We start from the raw sequence: 19,888 nt of genomic DNA on the forward strand, positions 1-19,888 counted from the left end.
CTCCTAGCCGCCCACGACGGGCTGCACGAGCGCAATGCGGTCGCCCGAGTTGAGCGCGTGCTGCGCATGGCGCGCCTTGGGCACGAAGTCGCCATTCACCGATGCGGCAAACGGCGGGGCGATCTGCAATTGCGGCGTGGCCGCACCAATGGCGTCGGCCAGCGTGCTGCCCGCAGGCAGCGCGAGCGACAGATCGTTGAGGGTGACGTTCAGCGTCATGACAAAACAGGTTCGGGGGATGCGGCGCCAGCGAACAGCGCAGGCCATTCGCAGTCGTCCGTATCGAAGGCACAGCCGTCCAGCACGTCGCACGCCGCTGCCACCGCGGCTTGGGTGACGGCGGGCGCGATCATGTAGCCGTGCCGGTACAGGCCGTTGACCGAGAGCGTGCCAGCGCCGTCCCAGCGCAGCGCGGGGCGGTGGTCCGGCAGCGTCGGACGGCACTGCGTGTTCAGTTCCAGCACGCGCGCCTCGCCAAACGCGGGGTGCACGGCGTAGGCCGCAGACAGCAATTCCAGCGTAGAGCGCACGCTTGCCGGCGACATGTCGTCGGATTCAAGCTCGGTCGCACCGATCACGTAGACATTCCCCGGCTTGGGCGCGATGTACAGCGGATAGCGCGGATGCAGCATGCGCACCGGCCGCGTGAGCGACACGTCGGGCGCATGGATGCGCGCCACCTCGCCGCGCAGGCCACGCAAACGCGGCCATTGCGGCTTGGCACCCAGGCCACGGCAATCGAGCACGAGGCGCGCGCCAAGCCCTGCAGCGGCCAGCGCGTCGGGGCTCGGATCAGCAACTTCCGTGTTCCAGCGCAGTTGCACGCCCAGCGCTTCGAGCTCGGTCGCCAGCGCATCCAACACGCCGCGCGGGTCAAGCTGACCTTCGCCCGCGAGATACAGCCCTTGCGTAAAGCGTTGCGCAAGAAGCGGCTCGAGCTGGGCAATGCCTGCTGCGTCTACGGCACGCAGATCGGCGGCCACGCGCTCGGGCGGCGCGGCATTGCGCACGTGGTTGGCAAACAGCGATGCCTCTCCACGGTCTGCCGCATGCCAAACCACCAGCGTGCCCGCCTCCTGGAAGAAGACCGGCGTGCGCAGCTTGGGCAACCAATCGCGCCACAGCGCCAGGCTCGCCAACCCCAAATCGACGACAAAACGATCGGCCACGGCGGCCTCGGCCAGTGGCGCCAGCATGGCGGCAGCAACATACGCCGCGGCACCGCTGCCGTCACGCGGGCCGCGCTCCACCACGGCAATGCGCGCGGGGGGCACCCCCGTTTGCGCGAGTTGCCAGGCACACAGGCGGCCAGCGAGGCCGCCACCGAGGATCGTTACGTCGAATGAAGTCGAGGTTGGCATTGCACCGGTTGGTTAGCTGTAGATCTTGCTGCCGCTCTTGCGGAACTCGATCGACTTCTCTTCCATGCCCGCAGTTGGGTTAACTGCTGCGGCAGTGGCGTTGGCGTCGAGCGTTGCCGCGTAGTCGCGCACTTCCTGCGTGATCTTCATCGAGCAGAACTTCGGACCGCACATCGAACAGAAATGCGCGATCTTGGCGCCCTCGGCCGGCAGCGTTTCATCGTGGAAGGCGCGTGCCTTCTCCGGATCGAGGCCGAGGTTGAACTGGTCTTCCCAGCGGAATTCGAAGCGTGCCTTTGACAGCGCGTTGTCACGCAGCTGCGCGCCCGGCCAGCCCTTGGCAAGGTCAGCCGCGTGCGCGGCGATCTTGTAGGTGATGATGCCTTCGCGCACGTCTTCCTTGTCCGGCAGGCCCAGGTGCTCCTTGGGCGTGACGTAGCAGAGCATGGCGGTGCCGTACCAGCCGATGTTGGCTGCGCCGATGCCGCTGGTGATGTGGTCATAGCCCGGGGCGATGTCGGTCACCAACGGGCCCAGCGTGTAGAACGGGGCTTCGAAGCAGTGCTTCAGCTCTTCGTCCATGTTGGCCTGCACGCGTTGCAGCGGCACGTGGCCCGGGCCCTCGATCATGACTTGCACGTCGTGCTCCCACGCCTTCTTGGTGAGTTCGCCCAGCGTGTGCAGCTCGCCGAACTGCGCGGCGTCGTTCGAGTCAGCAATGCAACCGGGGCGCAGACCATCGCCCAGGCTGAACGACACGTCGTACGCCTTCATGATTTCGCAGATCTCGTCGAAGTGCGTGTACAGGAAGTTTTCCTTGTGATGCGCCAGGCACCACTTGGCCATGATCGAACCGCCACGCGAGACGATGCCCGTGATGCGGTCGGCCGTCAGCGGCACATAGCGCAGCAGCACGCCCGCGTGGATGGTGAAGTAGTCCACGCCTTGCTCGGCCTGTTCGATCAACGTGTCGCGGAACATCTCCCACGTCAGGTCTTCAGCCACGCCGCCGGTCTTGTCCAGCGCCTGGTAGATCGGCACCGTGCCGATGGGCACCGGCGAGTTGCGCAGGATCCATTCGCGCGTCTCATGAATGTGCTTGCCGGTGGACAAGTCCATGATCGTGTCGGCACCCCAGCGGATCGCCCACACCATCTTTTCCACTTCCTCGGCCAGCGACGACGTCACTGCCGAGTTGCCGAGGTTGCCGTTGATCTTCACGCGGAAGTTGCGGCCAATGGCCATCGGCTCCAGCTCGGTGTGGTTGATGTTGGCGGGGATGATCGCGCGGCCTGCAGCGATTTCTGCGCGCACGAATTCCGGCGTGATGTCTTCCGGGCGCTGCGGCAGGTTGGCGCCGTACGAGAAGCCCGGATGTTGCTTGAGCAGTTGGCGGTACTCGGGCTTGTCTTGCAGCGCTTGCAGGTTCAGCGACTCACGCAGCGCGACGTATTCCATCTCGGGCGTGATGATGCCGCGACGCGCATAGTGCATCTGGCTCACGTTGGCGCCGGCCTTGGCGCGGCGCGGCTTGGAGATGTGCGAGAAGCGCAGGTGCGCCGTGGTCGGGTCGTTGGCACGCGTCTGACCGTATTCGGACGACAGCCCCGAGAGGATTTCCGTATCACCGCGCTCCTCGATCCACTTGGCACGCAGCGGGGCCAGACCGGCCTTCAGATCAATGTGCACGTCCGGATCGGAGTACGGGCCCGAGGTGTCGTACACCGGCACCGGCGGGTTCAGCATCTCGCCCTTGTCGGTGCGCGTGGCGGTCTGCTTGATGGTGCGCATCGGCACGCGGACATCCGGGCGGCTGCCGACGATGTAGGTCTTGCTGGAGGCCGGATAGGCGAACTTCTGATCGAGCTCGGACTGCAGCGAGTCGAACGATGCGGCGGGGGCGTTTTTGGCTTGGGGCATGGTCTCGTCCTAGATTCTGTGGCCTGGTGGAGCAGGCAGTGGACGAAACCGGGAGAGGTGGCGTGACCCGAAGAACTGAGGGGGTGGCTGCCAGAGACTACGCGGTGTTCTGAAACTTCCCACGCCGGTACGAACCGGATCGGGTGCGAAGGGACTCTCTCAGCCGCACGGCCCATCCGTACGGCACCCCTGTTTCATCCAACGAGGCTGAATTTAAGCACAGGGCTGCCGGCGTTGCCAGCACGAAAACCAATGAGGTGACAGTCGACGGGTCATTTCAGTCCAAACCGCCACGCAATGTGCGGCGGCGCGCACCGGCGCATCCCGCCTTGATCTTGCGCAACCCCGCTGCGTTTCACCTATGCGACGCTCAATCCCTTTTCTATTGCATTGCGGCACTGCCGCTGGGAGTTGTCATGCTGGAGCGTCGGTTCACACTCGCGGGGCGCAGCCTCGTACCCATCGTGCAGGGCGGGATGGGCGTGGGTATTTCGGCGCACCGGCTGGCCGGCGCCGTGGCGCGCGAAGGCGGCGTCGGCACCATCGCCAGCATCGACTTGCGGCATCACCATCCGGACCTCATCGCCGCGACCGAGAAATCGCGCGACAAGGACGCCATCAACGCCGCCAACCTCGTCGCGCTGGACCGCGAAATTCGCGCCGCGCGTGAAGGCAGCCAGGGCAACGGCATGATCGCCGTGAATGTGATGAAGGCGGTGGAATCGCATCAGGCGCTCGTGCGCCAGGCGTGCGAGAGCGGCGCGGATGCCATCGTCATGGGCGCGGGGCTTCCGCTCGACCTGCCCGAGATGACCGCCGAGCACCCGAAGGTCGCGCTGATCCCGATTCTTTCCGACTCGCGCGGCGTGGGCGTGGTGCTCAAGCGGTGGATGAAGAAGTCGCGCTTGCCCGATGCGGTGGTCATCGAGCATCCGACGCACGCCGGTGGCCACTTGGGTGCGGCCCGCATCGAAGACCTGCGCGACGAGCGCTTTTCGTTTGCGCGCGTGCTGGACGAATGCCGCGAACTGTTCATCAAGCTGGGGCTGGCTGCGGAACAGATTCCGATCATCCTCGCGGGCGGTATTGATTCACACGTCAAGGTAAAGCACTGGCTCGACAAGGGTGCCGCTGCGGTGCAGTTGGGCACTGCGTTTGCCGTGACGGAAGAGGGCGATGCGCACGTGCGCTTCAAGCGGGTGCTGACGGGCGCGGAGCAAGGCGATATCGGCGAGTTTGTCAGCGTGGCTGGGTTGCCGGCGCGGGCAGTGATGACGCCGTGGTTGTCTCGTTATCTGTCGCGTGAAAGCGCGCTGCAAGCCAAAGCCAAGGTGCGCGATTGCCTGCAAGGGTTCGATTGTTTGCAGACATGCGGGCTGCGGGACGGGATTGGGAAGGTCGGGCAGTTCTGCATTGACCTGAAGCTTGCGCAGGCGCTGCGTGGGGATGTGGAGCGCGGGCTGTTTTTCCGCGGTGCGGGCAAGCTCCCGTTTGGGCAAGCGATTCGACCGGTGCGGGAGTTGATGCATTACCTGCTGACTGGGGAAAAGCCGGTGGAATCTTCGACGGCTACCTGATGCGCTGACATCTCGTCCGAAAAAAAAGCCAGCCCGAAGGCTGGCTTTTTGTTGGGCGCTTACTACCGATTGGCTCAGAACGGCGCAGCAAACGTCAACCGAATCCCCTGCTGCAAACCGCCCATCCCCGCCATCACGCTGTAGTCCAGCCCAAACGTGAGCGGCCCGGTGCGGAACTTCGTTCCCAACCCGATCTGCATGCGATCGCGCCCAAACGGCGTACCCGGCACGTAGTAAGCCGGGCCCGCCGATGCCAGATCGGCATACGCCAACCCTGCATTGCTCTGCCCGTTGAAGTCGTGCTGGTATTCCACCCGTGCGAACGGCAGGAACGTGCCCCACTTGGTCTTCTGCGTGTATTCCGCACGCAGGCCGAGCGTGCCGGATACCGTTGTCACCGTCTGGTCGAAATACGTCAGCGCATTGATGCCGGCGCCCGATTCGGTGAACTGATCCAGCGTCGATTGCGAGACCGACAGGCGCCCGTAAGGCGAGATCAGCCAGGTGCGATCGCGATGCTCATAGCCGGCCGACACGGAGGCGAACACTTGCTTGCCGTTGCGCTTGCCGGTGGCGAAGTCGTTGGAGTCCGTCACCCAGCGGCGCGAGTCGAAACTGAGCGTGCCAAAGCCGGCCACACCATCGACGAACAACGAAGGCAGCGGGCGATAGCTGCCGTAGAGCGCAAGGCTATAGCTGTCGCCCGTGCTCTTGGTGCCCGCGTTGCCGATGTCGGTGGAGTCACGCCCATAGCCGAAGCCGCCCCCGATCGAGAGCTGATCGGACACACGGTAATCCGCGCCGGCCGTCACGCCGCCTGTGGTGAAGCGGAAACCGGAGCGTTGCGTGCCCGCGTTGGCGAAACCAAAGTCCAGCGTACCGGCGCTCCAGAATGCGAGATTCGGATCGGTGTTGTCCGGGCCCGCGCCGGCTGCATCAGCACCGGGCAGATCGGGACCCGCATCGGCGTTCGACTTATCGGTGTTGCCGTTCGTCGCATCGGTGTTGCGCTTGCCGCGCGCGAATGGCCGCACGCCCTGACCGTCACCGCGCATGCAGGCATCGTGCGCGGCAATGCCGGCCACATCCTGGCAACGCGCTTGCATGTCCACGCGCTGGCCCGGCATGGCGACAGTCAAACCGTTGCCTGACGGTGCCCGGCCAGTGCCATGCAGCGCTTCCAGGCGACGGTTGTAGTTGTCGATCTGCGTGGTGGCAAAGCGACGCGCGGCCTGCACTTGCGCGTTGATCAGACCTGCCACATCCGGGTCGGCCGAGGGGTCCTTGCGCGGCGCCACGCTCACCTGCACCGTTGCCGGCGTCGAGGTGGCAAACGCATTGGACAGCGTGTACGTCAGCACGGCCTGGCCGCTGTAGGTGCCCGACGGGGTGAAGTTCAGCACATAGGTCGATGCCGCCGCAGCCGGGCTCCTCACGCCCGCCGGCGTCTGCACAGCCTTCTGCACGATAGTGGCCGTGCCGGCGTTGGCCGGCACTACCGACACCAGCGTCGCCGCCGTGAAGGGGCCACCCGTGGCGCCTTCGGTCAAATCCACACTCACCGCCTGGCCCGACGACGTGGTGGCCTGCTTCTGCGCCACGGCAATCGGCACCGCGTTCACGTTGACCGTCACGGGAATCGGCGCCGACGTGCCGGCCGTGTTGATCAGCGCATAAGTGAAATTGACTGCGCCGGAGGTGGTCGGGGTCGGCGTGTAGACGATGTCCAGACCGTTGACGACGGCAGTGCCGCTGGCAGGCGGACTGACAATCGCGATGGACGAGAACGGACCACCCGTTGCATTGGCCGTTGCATGCAGCGTAATCGGTGCCGTTGACATGGTGGTGGCCGTGATTGCCGGCGCGGTGCCAATCACCTGGCCCACCGTGATCGTATAGCTGCGTGTACCGCTGTACGGAGCGCCGGTGCCGGTACTGCTGTCAGTTGCCCTCACAGTGAATGTGCTGCTGCCCAGCGTAGTGGGCGTGCCTGACAGAACGCCTGTGCTGGCGTTCAGACTCAGGCCCGCAGGCAACGTACCCGTGGTGACGGCGTACGTGTAGGGCGCGGTGCCGCCGGTAGCGCTGAAGGTCTGGCTGTAGGCCGTGGTGACCTGGGCCGACGTGGCGGCCGCCGGATTCACTGTTACCGTGGGCGCACCGATGGTGACGCTGTATGCACGGCTGGCCGTGAAGCTATTGGCATCCGTCGCCGTGACGGTGAAGTTGAACGTTCCGCCAGCGGTGGGCGTACCCGACAGGACGCCGGTGGTGCTCAGGCTCAGGCCAGCCGGTAAGGCGCCTGCCGTCACAGCATAGGTGTACGGCGCGGTGCCGTTGGCTGCCGTGATGGTTTGGCTGTACGCCGATGCAATCGCCGGGTTGGGCAGCGTGGCCGGCGATACCGTCACGCTAGGCGCGGCGATGGTGAGCGTATAGACACCGCCTACCGCAAACGGAGCGCCCGTCCCCGTCGAACTGTCGGTAGCGGTGACGGTGAAGCTGACCGTGCCGGCCGTTGTTGGGGTCCCTGCCAGCGTGCCGGTGGCGCCGTTCCACGTCAGGCCCGCGGGCATGGTGCCGCTGTTGACTACGAGGCCATAGGTGTATGGGCTCGTACCACCACTTGCCGTGAAGTTGCGGCTGTACGCAGTGCCTGCCACACCGCTGAGAGAACCCGAGGCCGGCGTGATGGTCAAGGTGGGCGACCCAATCGTCAGCGAGTAGGCACGGCTACCCGTGTAGGGGCCGGTTCCGGTACTGCTGTCAGTCGCGGTGACGGTGAAGTTGAACACCCCGCCCGACGTGGACGTACCCGACAGCGTGCCGTTACTGGACAGCGTCAGCCCCGCCGGCAGCGAACCCGCCGTGACGGCATATGTGTAGGAACCTGTGCCGCCGCTGGCCAAGATGGTCTGGCTGTAAGCCGTAGCGACGGTAGCGCCCGGCAACGTGCTCGGGCTCACCGTGACGGTGGCAGCGTTGACCGTCAGGCTGTACGCACGCGAGCCGGTATAGCTGTTGGCATCGGTGGCCGTGACGGTGAAGTTGAAGGTGCCGCCCGCCGTGGGCGTACCAATGATCGCCCCGGTGCTGCTGTTCATGCTCAGGCCCGCTGGCAGGGCACCGGCCGTCAGCGCGTAGCTATAAGGCGCGGCACCCCCGCTGGCCGTGGCAGTCTGGCTGTAGGCGGCGCCGACAGTTGCCGCACTCAGTGTGGTGGGCGACACAGTAATGGTGGGTGCCGAGGTAGTCAGCGTGTAGGTGCCAGACGTGCTGTACGGCCCCGTGCCCGTTGCGTGGTCGGTGGCAGTCACCGTGAAATTGACCACGCCCGTGGTGGTGGGCGTACCGGACAACACGCCGGTGCCGGTGTTGAACGAGAGACCGGTCGGCATCGTGCCGCTATTGACGGCAAGGCTATACGTGTATGGCGCCAGGCCGCCACTGCCTGTGAAGGTCTGGCTGTAGGCCACGCCGGCCGAAGCGCTGAGACTGCCCGATGCCGGTGTGATCGCCAACGTGGGCGCATTGACGAGCAGCGAATAGGCACGGCTGCCGGTATACGGGCCGCTGCCGGTACTGCTGTCGGTGGTGGTCACGGTGAAGTTGAACGTGCCGCCCGCCGTGGGCGTCCCCGACAGCACGCCGCCAGAACTGAGCGTGAGGCCAGTCGGCAATGCTCCGGAAGTGATGGCGTAGGTGTAGGCCGCCGTACCGCCGCTGGCCGTTATCGTCTGGCTATATGCCGTGGCAACGGTGGCATTGGTCAGCGCGGACGGCGAAAGCGTAATCGTCGGTGCGGCGACGGTCAGCGTGAGCGTGCCGCTGGTCGCGGTAAACGGACCGGTGCCTGTGCTGCTGTCGGTGGCCGTGACGGTGAAGTTGAACGTACCGCCCGCCGTGGGCGTGCCCGACAGCGTGCCGTCGCTGGCCAGCGAGATGCCGGTGGGCAGCGCGCCCGACGCGATCGTGTAGGTATAGGGCGCCGTACCGCCGCTGGCGGAAGCCAGTGTTTGGCTATAAGCCGTACCCACCGTGCCGGCTGCAGGCGAGGAGGGCCCATACGTGACGGTCGGATTCGACACGGTGACAGTCACGGTGGCCGGCGCGGACGTGCCACCCGCGTTGGTCGCCGTGTACGTGAATGAGTCCGAGCCTGAGTAGGACGCGCTGGGCGTGTAGGTGATCGACGTGCCCGACGCGGTGGCTGTGCCGTGCGCTGCCTGCGTTGCAACGGCCACGCCGGTCGGCGCGCCGCCGGTAATGTTCAGCGTGACGGGGTTGCTTGTACTGCCGTGCGCAACGGTGGTGCTGACCGCGTTCGCAACAGGAGGCGCCACAAAGGTGTATTGGTCGGCGGCGCTGATCGCGCTGGTTCCATTAGCGTTGGTTACGGTGACGTCAACAATGCCGGCCGCCCCTGCGGGCGAGGTGGCCGTGATCTGCGTGGCGCTATCAACAGTGAAGCCGGTTGCGTTGGTTGCACCAAATTTGACGGCCGTAGCGCCGGTGAAATTGGTGCCGGTAATGGTGACGGAGGTGCCGCCGGCTGTTGTGCCTGCGGTGGGGGAAATGCTGGTTACCGTGGGCGAGGTCGGGATGACGGTAATCGTCAAGAAACCTGTCGCAGTCCAAGCCCCACCGTTATCCGTGATGAAGAACGTCGCCGTATCAGTGCCGCTGAAAGAGGGGCTTGGTGGCGTGTAGACAAAACCGTTGGCGGCACCGCCGCCGCCGGGAACGTTCGCGAAGATATAGAACGTGCCGCCTTGCGTGGTCGGCGTAGTAACGGCACCCGAGGTGGAGTTGAAGTTCTGGCCAGAGCAACTTCGGCTTGCCGGACCTGCAAGGGAAGCTTCCCGTGGGACAAGGGCAGGGCCCAGGGCTCACCAACCGCCTGATCGGTCAGCAGTTCGGCGTCGACAGCGTGACGTTGACGACTGATCAGATTCCGGGCCACAACCACGCCATCAACTGCACCAGTGCGGCGGCCACCACCATTACGCCCGGCCCCAGCACACTGCTGGCGACCGTACCGAACGCACAGGGCTTCTACGACGCCGGCACGGCAAATCCGCCGGGCAAGGCCGCACTGGCCCCCCAGACGATCGGGCAGACCGGTGGCAATCAGCCACATACCAATCAAATGCCGACGGCCTCCATCAACTACATCATTGCCACCGCGGGCATCTACCCGTCGCAAGGCTGAGTCGAAAAAGGGAACCCCATGTCTGATCAATTCCTCGGAGAGATCCGGGTCTTCGGCTTCAACTTTGCCCCGGTGGATTGGGCAGCCTGCGACGGCGCGATCATGCCGATCTCACAGAACACCCCGCTGTTCTCGATCCTGGGCACCATGTATGGCGGCAACGGCACCAGCACGTTCGGCTTGCCCGACCTGCGGGGGCGCGCAGTAATGGGCACGGAGCAGAACGGCGTGCCGAACGAGTTGCAAGGCTCGTCGACGGTCACGCTGTTGAGCGCGGAGATGCCCGCTCACACCCACACCGCATACGGTGACAACAGCCGTGCAGCTTCACAAACTGCAGCAGGCCGTCTGCCGTCGCGCTTCCAGGTGACATTCAACCAGGCGTTCATCGCGACGGATTCGTCCCCGGCCCTCACGACCCTGTCCCCGCAGGCGGTCGGCATAGCCGGCGGCAGTCAGCCGCACGAAAACATGCAGCCATACCTGGTGATGAACTACTGCATCGCCCTGCAGGGTGCTTGGCCGACGCGTCCGTAAGCCGAGCCCTCGTGGCGGACCGGTCGCGCATGTCGCACCGGTCCGCCTTTCGGCTCCTCGATTTCCGCATCCGTCTTTTCGTTGCCCCCATGACCCTTTCCGCCGAACTGTTCCAGCCGCATGTCGGCACCGCCTTCTCTGTGCTCCAGGAGCCTGGCCAGATCCCCAATCCGCAGTTCACTCTGCGACTGAACGAAGTGACCACACCCGCGGCACGCCCGGGCCAGCAGGCGTTCTCGCTGTTCTTTACAGGCGATACCTCGTTCACGCTGCGGCAGGGCACGTACTTCCTGCAGCACGACACGCTGCCCGAACAGGCGATCTTTCTGGTACCGGTCGAACGCAGTGCCGACGGCTTCCGGTACCAAGCCTGCTTCAACCTCAGCTGAGGCACCGCATGCCCGTCTTCCGCATTGACCGGCCCGGCACCACGCTGCGCCCCCTGACCGACGCAGACCAGCCCTTCCTCCTGCACCTCTACGGCACCACCCGCGAGGCCGAACTTCAGGCGACCGGCTGGACCGATGAACAGAAAGCGCAGTTCGTCCGGATGCAGTTCGATGCGCAGCAACGGGCGTACTTTGCCTATCCCGACGCGGAGTTCTTCGTGATCGAGCAGGACGGCATACCCGCCGGGCGGATCTATCTGCAGCACCGCCGGGAAGCCCTGCTGATCATCGATATCTCGCTGGTGCCGGAGCAGTGCGGTTCGGGCATCGGCAGCGCGGTGATCTCTGCTGTGTTTGCGCAGGCCTGCGCTTCAGGAAAACGCGTGCAGATTCATGTGGAGCGCTTCAACCCCGCTCAGCGTTTGTATCAGCGAATGGGGTTTCGGCTGGTGGAGAACAAGGGCGTGTATCTGTTTCTCGAGTGGGATGGCGCCGCCAGGCAAGCGGCAACCGTATAGAAATCACCCTCCACCCACCCCCAGCACCAGTGGTCTACCATGGCCCACACAACCAAAAGCACCACGCCAGGAGACTCCCAATGCCCACCGAGGCCACCCACCGCGTCTTCAACCAGGTCACGGACCTGACCGGCTTCAACCCCTTGACGTCCGACACCACGTTGCAAAGCGCACTCGAACGCCTGGGCGGCGGCTGGAACGCCAGCGCGCTGCAAGCCTTCGGTGATCAGCTCGGCGCCCCCGAGACGCTGCGGTGGGCTGCCGAGGCCAACACATACCACCCCGAACTCCACACCCACAGCCGCACCGGCGAGCGCATCGACGCCATCCGCTTCGACCCCGCCTGGCATGCGCTGCTCGGTTTGATGCGCAGCCAGGGGCTGCAGGCGTTGCCCTTTGCCGAGCCGCGCGCGGGCGCATGGGCCGCCCGCACGGCGGGCTATTACATGCAGGCGCAGATCGAATCCGGCACGCTGTGCCCGGCGACGATGACGTTCGCGAGCATTCCCGTGCTGCAGAAAGAGACCGCGCTGTTTGCCGAACTGGGCCCCCGCCTCTACGCCCGCGAACACGATGCACGCGATCTGCCGTGGCGCCAGAAGACCGCCATCCTCGTCGGCATGGGGATGACCGAAAAGCAGGGCGGCTCCGATGTGCGCAGCAACACCACGGTGGCAACGCCCCTGCGCGGCGAGGGCCGTGGCGCCACATACGCGATCACGGGGCACAAGTGGTTCTTCTCTGCGCCGATGTGCGATGCACACCTGGTGGTCGCGCGCATGGGCGCGGAAGACGGGCCGCTGTCGTGCTTCTTCGTGCCGCGCTTTCGCGACGATGGCAGCAAGAACCCAATCCAGATCCAGCGCCTGAAAGACAAGCTCGGCAACCGTTCCAACGCCAGCTGCGAAGTGGAGTTCCGCGGCGCAGAGGGCATCCTCATTGGCGAGGAAGGGCGCGGCATTCCAACCATCATCGAGATGGCCACGCATACGCGGCTGGATTGCGTGATCGGCAGCGCGGCCATCCTGCGCCACGCGCTGATGCAGGCGCTGCACCACGCAGGGCATCGCATGGCCTTCGGCCGCCTGCTGGCTGATCAACCGCTCATGCGCAACGTGCTGGCCGACCTCGCGCTCGAATCGCAAGCCGCGACCTTGCTGATGATGGAACTGGGCAGCGCGTTCGAGCGCGCAGACGTCGATCCGCTGGCCGCGGCATGGAAGCGCATCGTCACGCCCGCCGCCAAGTTCTGGGTCTGCAAGCGCGCCATTGAGGCGACCGGCGAGGCGATGGAAGTCTGGGGCGGCAACGGCTATGTGGAAGAAGGCCCGATGGCGCGCCTGTACCGTGAAGCGCCGGTCAATTCCATCTGGGAGGGCTCGGGCAACGTGATGTGCCTGGACGTGCTGCGCGCCATCGCCCGCACGCCGGACGACGCACTGCGCCTGATGCACGACATTGGCGAGCGCGCGCAGGGCCACCGTGCCGTGCGCGCGGAGCTGGCGGCGCTGCAGGCGATGCTGCACCAGCCCGGCGACATTCAGGAGACGTCTGCCCGCCGCATCGCGCAGGGGCTGGCGCTCACCGCACAGGCCGCGCTGATGCTGGCCCATGCCCACCCCGACGACGCCGAGCGCTTCATCGCCAGCCGCTTCCATCATCAGCATGGCCGCGTGTTCGGCACGCTCGACGGACATGCGCAGGAGTTGGGTGCGGTGCTGCAACGCGCGTGGCCCGTATGAAGATTCTGTGAAGAGAAACGCGGGAAGTCCGGCGTGAAAGCGGGATGAAAGACCACATCGCCTAGGGTAGGGGAGCCGCGCGAGCGCGCCGGCACCAGAAAAATAACCAGACAGGAGACATTCCGTGCCGCACCCGACCCGCGCATTGCTCGCGGCCGGCCTGGCGTTGTGCACTTTCCAGGCGTTGGCTGCATCCCCCGTGCTTGACCGCATCCGCGATACCGGCGCCGTCCGGCTGGCGTATCGCGAGAACTCCGTACCGTTCTCCTATGTCGATGGCGGCAAGCCGGTGGGGTATTCGATCGACCTCTGCGCGCGGCTGGTCGACGCGATCAAGGTGGCGGTCAAGCGGCCGGACCTGAAGGTGCAGTACGTGCCCGTGACGCCAGCCACGCGCATCGCCGCCATCACCGAGGGCCGCGCAGACCTCGAATGCGGTTCGACCAACAACACGCGCGAGCGCCGCGAGAAGGTAGCGTTCACTATCCCGCATTACATTGCCAGCAGCCGCATGCTGGTGAAGACCAGTTCGGGCATCCACCGCTGGGAAGATCTCAACAACAAAACGGTGGTCTCCACGCGCGGCAGCACGAACGGCGGGCAGATCCGCGCGATGGCCGACGCGCGCGTGCTCAAGGTCAACGTGGTGGAGGCCCGCGACCACGCTGAAGCCTTCGGCATGGTGGCGGCCGGCAAGGCCGATGCGTTTGCGATGGACGATGTGCTGCTCTATGGCTTCCGGGCGACGTCGCCCAACCCGGCGGACTACGCGGTCGTCGGCAGCAACCTGGCTGTGGCGCCGTACGCGATCATGCTCGGCAAGGACGACGCCGAGTTCAAGAAGGTGATCGACCTGGCGATGTCACGCACGATCCTCGATGGCGAGGCGGAAAAGCTCTACAAGAAGTGGTTCCAGCAGCCCATTCCGCCAAATGGCGTGAAGCTGGAGATCCCGATGAGCTTCCTGCTGCGCGACTCGTTCAAGTTCCCCACCGACAAGGTGGCGGACTAGCGCAACGCTTATCAACCATGCACCGAGAAGGTGCTTGAGGGTATACCCGTATTCAGCGCATAATGCGCGCCCATGGCGGCGCGTGACATTGCTTCACGTTTTGGCATTCCCGGGGGGAGTGACGGCGCGCCCCAGCCAATGCTGCGCAGCCGGGCGGATATCGCCCGGCAATCGATTGCGCGCACGGCCGCGTCGATAGGGCCCCGATGCGGTCGGCTGGCCACTAGAAGCCCGAACCTCTCCTAGGACCTTTGACGATGCCGTTCGCTGCGCGCACGTGGCTGCTGGCCGCGCTTGCCATTCCTGCTGCTGTTTCCACCGCTGTCTTCCCGTCCAACGCCGTTGCCGCCACCCCGACGCTCGATCGCATCCGCGATTCGGGCACGGTGCACGTGGCGTATCGGGAAGACTCGATTCCGTTTTCGTACCTCGATGGCACCAAGCCTGTCGGCTACACGATCGATATCTGCTCGCGCCTGATCGATACGATCAAGACCTCGCTCAAGCGCCCGGACCTGAAGGTGCAATACGTGCCGGTGACCGCCGCCACGCGTATGGACGTGGTCGCTTCGGGCAAGGCCGACCTGGAATGCGGCTCGACCAACAACTCGCGCGAGCGCCGTGAGAAGGTCGCCTTCACCATTCCGCACTACATCACCAAGGGCCGCATGCTGGTAAAGGCTGGCTCGCCGATCCAGCAATGGGAAGATCTGAACGGCAAGACGGTGGTGGCCGCGCGCGGATCGACCAATGCCGACCTCGCACGCAAGCTCAACGAGACGGGCATGACGATGCACGTGGTGGACGCCAACGACCTGCGCAGCGCCTTCGCCATGCTGGCCGATGGCCGCGCCAATGCATTTGCCGGTGACGACATCCTGCTCTCGGGCATGCGCGCCACCGCGAAGAACCCGGCTGACTACCGCCTGACGGGCAAGACGCAGCTTGTGTCGTCGTACGCGATCATGCTGAGCAAGCAGGACCCGGAGTTCAAGAAGCTGATCGACCAGTCGATGACGCGGCTGATTGTCGATGGCGAGGTGCCGAAGCTCTACAAGAAGTGGTTTCAGCAGCCGATTCCGCCGAATGGGGTGAATCTGGAGGTGCCGATGAGTTATTTGCTGCGGGATTCGTTTAATACGCCTACGGATAGTGCGGGGAACTAATGTCTTGCTTACGCGGGGTGGCTATGGATGGTGTTGGTGCATCCCTTGTTTCATCCCCTGCCGGGGCTGACTCACTTTCTTTGTCTTGCCAAAGAAAGTAAGCATAGAAAGGCGCGCCCGAGATGGCGACTTCCCCTTGAATTTATGTCGCAGAGAGGGGAAGGGAAAAACTCGCTTCGCTCAGACAGTTTCCCTTCCTTTTCCTCTCTGCAACAGAAATTCAAGGCGCCATCTAGGGCTCCAACGGCCACACCGTCGGTGTGCGGAGGGCGACGCTACGGTTCATCGCCCTGGTCGTTTTTAGTGCACCTCGGCCGGTGCTGCTTGCGCCGGGATGCTGCTCACCACATTCAGCGTCGGGCGTCCGCCTTGGCGCATGAGGTCGGCAGCGCGCTCGGCGATCATGATGATGGGGGCGTTGGTGTTGCCGCCGATCAGCGTGGGCATGACCGAGCCGTCGATCACGCGCAGGCCCGTGAGGCCGCGCACGCGCAGTTCCGGGTCGACCACGGCCATGGCGTCGTCCGCACTGCCCATCTTGCAGGTGCCGACGGGGTGGTAAATGGTGTCGGCGTGCTGGCGGATCAGCGCACGCACGGCTTCGTCGTCGGAGCCATCGCCGCGGATGTTCCCGGAATACAACTCACGCCCGCCTAGATCGGCCAGCGGCCGTTGCGCGAAGATGCTCTTCACGGCGCGGAAGCCGGCAAGCATGCCGTTCATGTCGTCGGGGTCGGATAGGAAACGCGGATCGATCAGCGGTGCGTCGCGCGTGTCGGCGGTGGCCAGGCGCACTTCACCACGGCTCTTTGGGCGCAGCACGCACACGTGGCATGAATAGCCGTGGCCGTAGTTGAACGTGCGGTTATGGTTGTCGGCCATGGCCACCACGAAGTGCAGTTGCAGATCGGGATCGGCCAGATCGGGCCGGCTCTTGATGAAGCCGCCGGCTTCGGCAAAGTTGGTCGTCAGCATGCCGCGACGCTCGCGCCGGTAGCGCAGGATCTGGCCCAGCATGTGGGCGCTGCCGCGCGCGGAATAGCCGATCAAATCCAGGTTGAAGACTTTCTTGTGCAGGATGATGTCGAGGTGATCCTGCAGGTTCTGGCCGACGCCGGGCAGGTCGTGCACGACAGGAATGCCAAGCGAGCGCAGATGCTCCGCTGGGCCCACGCCCGAGGCCATCAGCAACTGCGGCGACCCGAACGCCCCTGATGAGACGATCACCTCGCGACGTGCGCGCAGCGTTTCAGTGCGCCCGCCGCGCTCCACCGTCACGCCTGCCGCGCGCTTGCCCTCAAAGACGATGCGCAGTGCCTGTGTGTCGGGCATCACCGTGAGTTGGCGGCGGTTGCGGCTGAAGGTGGCGTCTGTCTTGTCCCCGCCATGCAGATAGGCGCGCGCGGCGTTCCAGCGCTCGCCGTTGTATTGCGTGACCTGGTATGAGCCGACGCCTTCCTGGTCGGGACCGTTGAAATCGTTGTTGCGGCGGTAGCCTGCTGCCACGCCGGCATCGACAAAGCGTTGTGCGATGGGGTTGCCGGTGCGCAGGTCGCTTACGTGCAGCGGGCCGGTGCCGCCGTGCAGCGCGTCGTCATCGCGGCCAGCAAAGCGTTCGTTGCCTTCGGAGCGCTTGAAGTAGGGCAGCACATCGCTCCAACTCCAGCCGGTGCAGCCAAGCGTCGCCCAGTGGTTGTAGTCGCTGGGCGTGCCACGGATGTAGATCATCGCGTTGAGCGACGAGCTGCCGCCCAGCCCCCGCCCGCGCGGCTGATAGCCCTGACGCCCGCCCAGCCCCGCTTGCGGCACGGTCTGAAATCCATAGTTGCGTTTGTTCTTGAACGGCAGCGACGCCGCGCATCCGGCTGGCACCCATACCGAGAGGTGATGGTCGTGCGGCCCGGCCTCCAGCAGCGCGACGGTCACGTCGGGGTCTTCGGTCAGCCGGCTGGCAAGCGCGCAACCGGCTGAGCCTGCGCCGACGATGACGTAGTCGAAAGTGAGCGCGGATGTCTGCGATTCGGTGGCCATGGGTGTCTCCGGATGGTTTTCTAATGGGCGAGCGACGCCGCCGGCTTATTGCCGGTCACGAGTTCACATCCTAGGCGCGCCGGGTTGTTTCAAACGACCGGGCTTACCCGCATTAGAGGCATCGTTCGATGTCATGCAACAAAGCGACGGGAGGCAGCACCCAAACCCTTGAGCTGACGCCAACGGCAGGATATTGCATTGCAGCAATTCAGGGCTGGCACACGGTTGCGCGCGCTCACGCGGGCCGGGCATGCCGCACACCGGGCGGCTGTATCAGACCGTCGCCAAGGCGTCTGCCGACCATACTGCTTTGCAATTGCGCCGATCCGCCAACCTTGCCAGGAGCCCCCCATGCAACCTGCCGATCTGCCCGCCCCGCACCTGCTTCGCGTGCAGCAGACCTTTGAAGCCATGCGCGCTGCCCACCAGGCCGACATGCTGCCTGCCTGGCCTGTGCGCCGCGACCGCCTGATGCGTCTGAAGCGCGTCGTCATGGACAACCGCGACGCCATCGCGCAGGCCGTCAGCGCAGACTTCGGCAACCGCTCGCGGCAGGAGACGGACCTGCTGGAGATCTTCCCGAGCGTGGACGGCATCAAGCATGCGCTCTCGCACGGCAAGCGCTGGATGCGCGTGCAGCGCCGGGGCGTGAGCCTGTGGTTCCGGCCCGCCAGCACGCGGCTGATTCCGCAACCGCTGGGCGTGGCCGGCATCGTCGTGCCGTGGAACTACCCGATCTACCTGACCATCGGGCCGCTGGTGTCTGCGCTGGCGGCGGGCAACCGCGCCATGGTCAAGCTGTCGGAATACACGCCGCGCTTTTCCGCCCTGTTTGCCGATCTGGTCGAGCGCACCTTTGCCGCTGATGAAGTGGGCGTCGTCAATGGCGATGCCACCGTGGCCGAGGCGTTCTCGCGACTGCCGTTCGACCACCTGTTGTTCACGGGCTCGACCAACGTCGGCCACCACGTCATGCGCGCCGCGGCAGACAACCTCACGCCGGTCACGCTGGAGCTGAGCGGCAAATCACCCACGATCATCGGGCCCGATGCGGATTTCGACCGCGCGGTAGAGCGCACGCTGGTGGGCAAGCTGCTCAACGCCGGGCAGACCTGCGTGGCGCCCGACTACGTATTGCTGCCCGCCGGCACCGAGCAGCGTTTTATCGATGCGGCACGCAAGCTGGTCGGCAAGATGTACCCCGACATGGCGCGCAACCGCGACTACACCACGCTCATCAGCCCACGCCACTTCCAGCGCATGGCCAGCCTGGCCGACGAGGCTCGCGAGCAGGGCGCGCAGATCCTGCCGCTGACCAACGCCATGCCCGACGAAGGCACGCGCCAGTTTCCGCCCGCGCTCATCACGGGCGGCACCGAGGCAATGCGTGTGATGCAGGAAGAAATCTTCGGCCCGCTGCTGCCGCTGGTGCCGTATCGCACGCTGGACGAAGCGCTGGACTACATCAACGCCCGCCCACGGCCCCTCGCGCTGTACCTCTTCGAGCGCAACGGCGCCACGGTCGACCGCGTGATGGCCGGCACGATTGCCGGCGGCGTGTGCATCAACGAGACGCTGCTGCACGTGGCGCAGGACGACCTGCCCTTTGGCGGCGTGGGCGCCAGCGGCATGGGCGCGTACCACGGCATCCACGGGTTCGAGCGGTTCTCGAAGATGAAGCCGGTGTTCCGGCAATCGGCCATCAACGGGCTCGGTCTTTTCCGTGCGCCGTACGGCAGGACGTTCGAGGCGATGATGAAGCTCTTGGTGCGCTGATCGACGGGCACCCGATCACGGCTGCCACATCGGCACGATCGAGACGGCCAGCAGCATGCCCAGCACCGCATTGAGCACACGCCACTGGCGCGGCGTCTTCAACAGCCGCGCCAGCACGATCCCGGCCGCGCACCACAGCGACAGCGACGCCAGCGCGGCCAACCCAAAGGTCGCGCCCAGCAGCGCCGCCAGCTGCAGCGGGCCGCTGACCAGCATCGCAAACGAAGCCGCCGCGCCCAGCGCCATCGCCCAGCCCTTGGGGTTCAGCCACAGCAGGCAGGCGCCGCCAAACAGCGTGGTCGGCACCGTGGCGGCGGCATTGAGATTGGGCGGACCGCTGCGCGCCACTTTCCACGCCAGCCACAGCAGATAGGCCGAACCCGTCCCCTTCATCACCAGCAGCAGCCCCGGCGCAGCCATCAGTAACCCGGCCAAGCCCGCTGCCGCACCCGCGGCCAACGAAGCCAGCCCGACGGCAATGCCCACCATGAGCGGAATCGAGCGCCGAAACCGGAATTGCGACCCGGAGGCTGTCGCCAGCGTCGTGGCCCCGCCCGGCGACACGGTAGACACCACGGCAAACAACACCAGCGGCGCGATGGAGGAAAACGCTTCGACGGCCATAGTCGGCACTCTTGGGTGGTGAC

15 protein-coding genes and 1 riboswitch are annotated in these 19,888 nt (G+C 65.4%); of the genes, 9 read left to right on the plus strand and 6 right to left on the minus strand.

Going from position 1 to position 19,888, the window contains the following annotated elements; translation table 11 throughout:
* Positions 1-3: 3 nt before the first annotated feature.
* The 3 genes from thiS to thiC are packed head-to-tail and all read right to left on the minus strand — an operon-like array spanning position 4 to position 3,281.
* A complete protein-coding gene (gene thiS / locus DOD19_RS15345; protein WP_024977101.1) occupies positions 4-219 on the minus strand; it encodes a sulfur carrier protein ThiS in 216 nt (71 codons plus the stop codon).
* Positions 216-1,361, minus strand: coding sequence for an FAD-dependent oxidoreductase (locus tag DOD19_RS15350; RefSeq protein ID WP_024977102.1), 1,146 nt, complete (start codon positions 1,359-1,361; stop codon positions 216-218). The genes thiS and DOD19_RS15350 overlap by 4 nt, the downstream gene beginning before the upstream one ends.
* A 12-nt stretch (positions 1,362-1,373) precedes the next feature.
* Complete coding sequence (thiC, locus tag DOD19_RS15355) at positions 1,374-3,281, minus strand: phosphomethylpyrimidine synthase ThiC (protein WP_112186375.1); 1,908 nt, start codon at positions 3,279-3,281, stop codon at positions 1,374-1,376.
* Between the two features lie 99 nt (positions 3,282-3,380).
* Positions 3,381-3,482, minus strand: a riboswitch (TPP riboswitch).
* A 215-nt stretch (positions 3,483-3,697) separates the two neighbouring features.
* Here thiC and DOD19_RS15360 point away from each other — a divergent pair.
* Complete coding sequence (locus DOD19_RS15360) at positions 3,698-4,858, plus strand: nitronate monooxygenase family protein (RefSeq protein ID WP_024977104.1); 1,161 nt, start codon at positions 3,698-3,700, stop codon at positions 4,856-4,858.
* Positions 4,859-4,932: 74 nt separating this feature from the next.
* Here the strand turns inward: DOD19_RS15360 and DOD19_RS15365 are convergent, their stop codons facing one another.
* Positions 4,933-9,615, minus strand: a complete 4,683-nt coding sequence (locus DOD19_RS15365; protein WP_239498019.1) for a putative Ig domain-containing protein — start codon at positions 9,613-9,615, stop codon at positions 4,933-4,935.
* A 107-nt stretch (positions 9,616-9,722) separates the two neighbouring features.
* On the opposite strand from DOD19_RS15365, the gene DOD19_RS15370 reads away from it, so the two are divergent.
* The 7 genes from DOD19_RS15370 to DOD19_RS15400 all read left to right on the plus strand — a co-directional run bounded on the left by DOD19_RS15370 (position 9,723) and on the right by DOD19_RS15400 (position 15,434).
* Positions 9,723-10,070, plus strand: coding sequence for a hypothetical protein (locus DOD19_RS15370; RefSeq protein ID WP_204360067.1), 348 nt, complete (start codon positions 9,723-9,725; stop codon positions 10,068-10,070).
* 18 nt (positions 10,071-10,088) lie between these two features.
* Entirely contained in the window at positions 10,089-10,607 is a 519-nt protein-coding gene (locus tag DOD19_RS15375) for a tail fiber protein (protein WP_024977108.1), read from the plus strand.
* A gap of 89 nt (positions 10,608-10,696) precedes the next feature.
* Positions 10,697-10,996 (plus strand): hypothetical protein, encoded by a 300-nt coding sequence (locus DOD19_RS15380; protein WP_112186599.1) that lies wholly within the window; start codon positions 10,697-10,699, stop codon positions 10,994-10,996.
* 8 nt (positions 10,997-11,004) lie between these two features.
* On the plus strand, positions 11,005-11,514 hold the full coding sequence (locus DOD19_RS15385; RefSeq protein WP_112186377.1) for a GNAT family N-acetyltransferase: 510 nt from the start codon (positions 11,005-11,007) through the stop codon (positions 11,512-11,514).
* 80 nt (positions 11,515-11,594) lie between these two features.
* Positions 11,595-13,256: an acyl-CoA dehydrogenase family protein gene (locus tag DOD19_RS15390; protein WP_112186378.1), complete on the plus strand. Its 1,662-nt coding sequence runs from the start codon at positions 11,595-11,597 to the stop codon at positions 13,254-13,256.
* A 124-nt stretch (positions 13,257-13,380) separates the two neighbouring features.
* On the plus strand, positions 13,381-14,268 hold the full coding sequence (locus DOD19_RS15395) for an amino acid ABC transporter substrate-binding protein (RefSeq protein ID WP_112186381.1): 888 nt from the start codon (positions 13,381-13,383) through the stop codon (positions 14,266-14,268).
* A 257-nt stretch (positions 14,269-14,525) separates the two neighbouring features.
* Complete coding sequence (locus tag DOD19_RS15400; RefSeq protein WP_024977113.1) at positions 14,526-15,434, plus strand: amino acid ABC transporter substrate-binding protein; 909 nt, start codon at positions 14,526-14,528, stop codon at positions 15,432-15,434.
* A 300-nt stretch (positions 15,435-15,734) separates the two neighbouring features.
* Here the strand turns inward: DOD19_RS15400 and DOD19_RS15405 are convergent, their stop codons facing one another.
* A complete protein-coding gene (locus tag DOD19_RS15405) occupies positions 15,735-17,465 on the minus strand; it encodes a GMC family oxidoreductase N-terminal domain-containing protein (RefSeq protein ID WP_112186383.1) in 1,731 nt (576 codons plus the stop codon).
* A gap of 351 nt (positions 17,466-17,816) precedes the next feature.
* On the opposite strand from DOD19_RS15405, the gene DOD19_RS15410 reads away from it, so the two are divergent.
* Complete coding sequence (locus DOD19_RS15410; protein WP_112186385.1) at positions 17,817-19,241, plus strand: coniferyl aldehyde dehydrogenase; 1,425 nt, start codon at positions 17,817-17,819, stop codon at positions 19,239-19,241.
* Between the two features lie 15 nt (positions 19,242-19,256).
* Here the strand turns inward: DOD19_RS15410 and DOD19_RS15415 are convergent, their stop codons facing one another.
* Positions 19,257-19,865, minus strand: coding sequence for a LysE family transporter (locus tag DOD19_RS15415; protein WP_112186387.1), 609 nt, complete (start codon positions 19,863-19,865; stop codon positions 19,257-19,259).
* Between the last annotated feature and the right edge of the window lie 23 nt (positions 19,866-19,888).

The organism is Ralstonia sp. GX3-BWBA (assembly GCF_003290055.1).
Lineage (GTDB): Bacteria > Pseudomonadota > Gammaproteobacteria > Burkholderiales > Burkholderiaceae > Ralstonia > Ralstonia holmesii.

Excerpts from the sequence above, each read along its gene's own strand:
- DOD19_RS15375 (WP_024977108.1), top strand. The coding sequence starts at position 10,089 with ATGTCTGATCAATTCCTCGGAGAGATCCGGGTCTTCGGCTTCAACTTT.
- DOD19_RS15390 (WP_112186378.1), top strand. The coding sequence starts at position 11,595 with ATGCCCACCGAGGCCACCCACCGCGTCTTCAACCAGGTCACGGACCTG.
- DOD19_RS15380 (WP_112186599.1), top strand. The coding sequence starts at position 10,697 with ATGACCCTTTCCGCCGAACTGTTCCAGCCGCATGTCGGCACCGCCTTC.
- thiC (WP_112186375.1), bottom strand. The coding sequence starts at position 3,281 with ATGCCCCAAGCCAAAAACGCCCCCGCCGCATCGTTCGACTCGCTGCAG.
- DOD19_RS15405 (WP_112186383.1), bottom strand. The coding sequence starts at position 17,465 with ATGGCCACCGAATCGCAGACATCCGCGCTCACTTTCGACTACGTCATC.
- DOD19_RS15400 (WP_024977113.1), top strand. The coding sequence starts at position 14,526 with ATGCCGTTCGCTGCGCGCACGTGGCTGCTGGCCGCGCTTGCCATTCCT.
- thiS (WP_024977101.1), bottom strand. The coding sequence starts at position 219 with ATGACGCTGAACGTCACCCTCAACGATCTGTCGCTCGCGCTGCCTGCG.
- DOD19_RS15385 (WP_112186377.1), top strand. The coding sequence starts at position 11,005 with ATGCCCGTCTTCCGCATTGACCGGCCCGGCACCACGCTGCGCCCCCTG.
- DOD19_RS15360 (WP_024977104.1), top strand. The coding sequence starts at position 3,698 with ATGCTGGAGCGTCGGTTCACACTCGCGGGGCGCAGCCTCGTACCCATC.
- DOD19_RS15415 (WP_112186387.1), bottom strand. The coding sequence starts at position 19,865 with ATGGCCGTCGAAGCGTTTTCCTCCATCGCGCCGCTGGTGTTGTTTGCC.
- DOD19_RS15350 (WP_024977102.1), bottom strand. The coding sequence starts at position 1,361 with ATGCCAACCTCGACTTCATTCGACGTAACGATCCTCGGTGGCGGCCTC.
- DOD19_RS15410 (WP_112186385.1), top strand. The coding sequence starts at position 17,817 with ATGCAACCTGCCGATCTGCCCGCCCCGCACCTGCTTCGCGTGCAGCAG.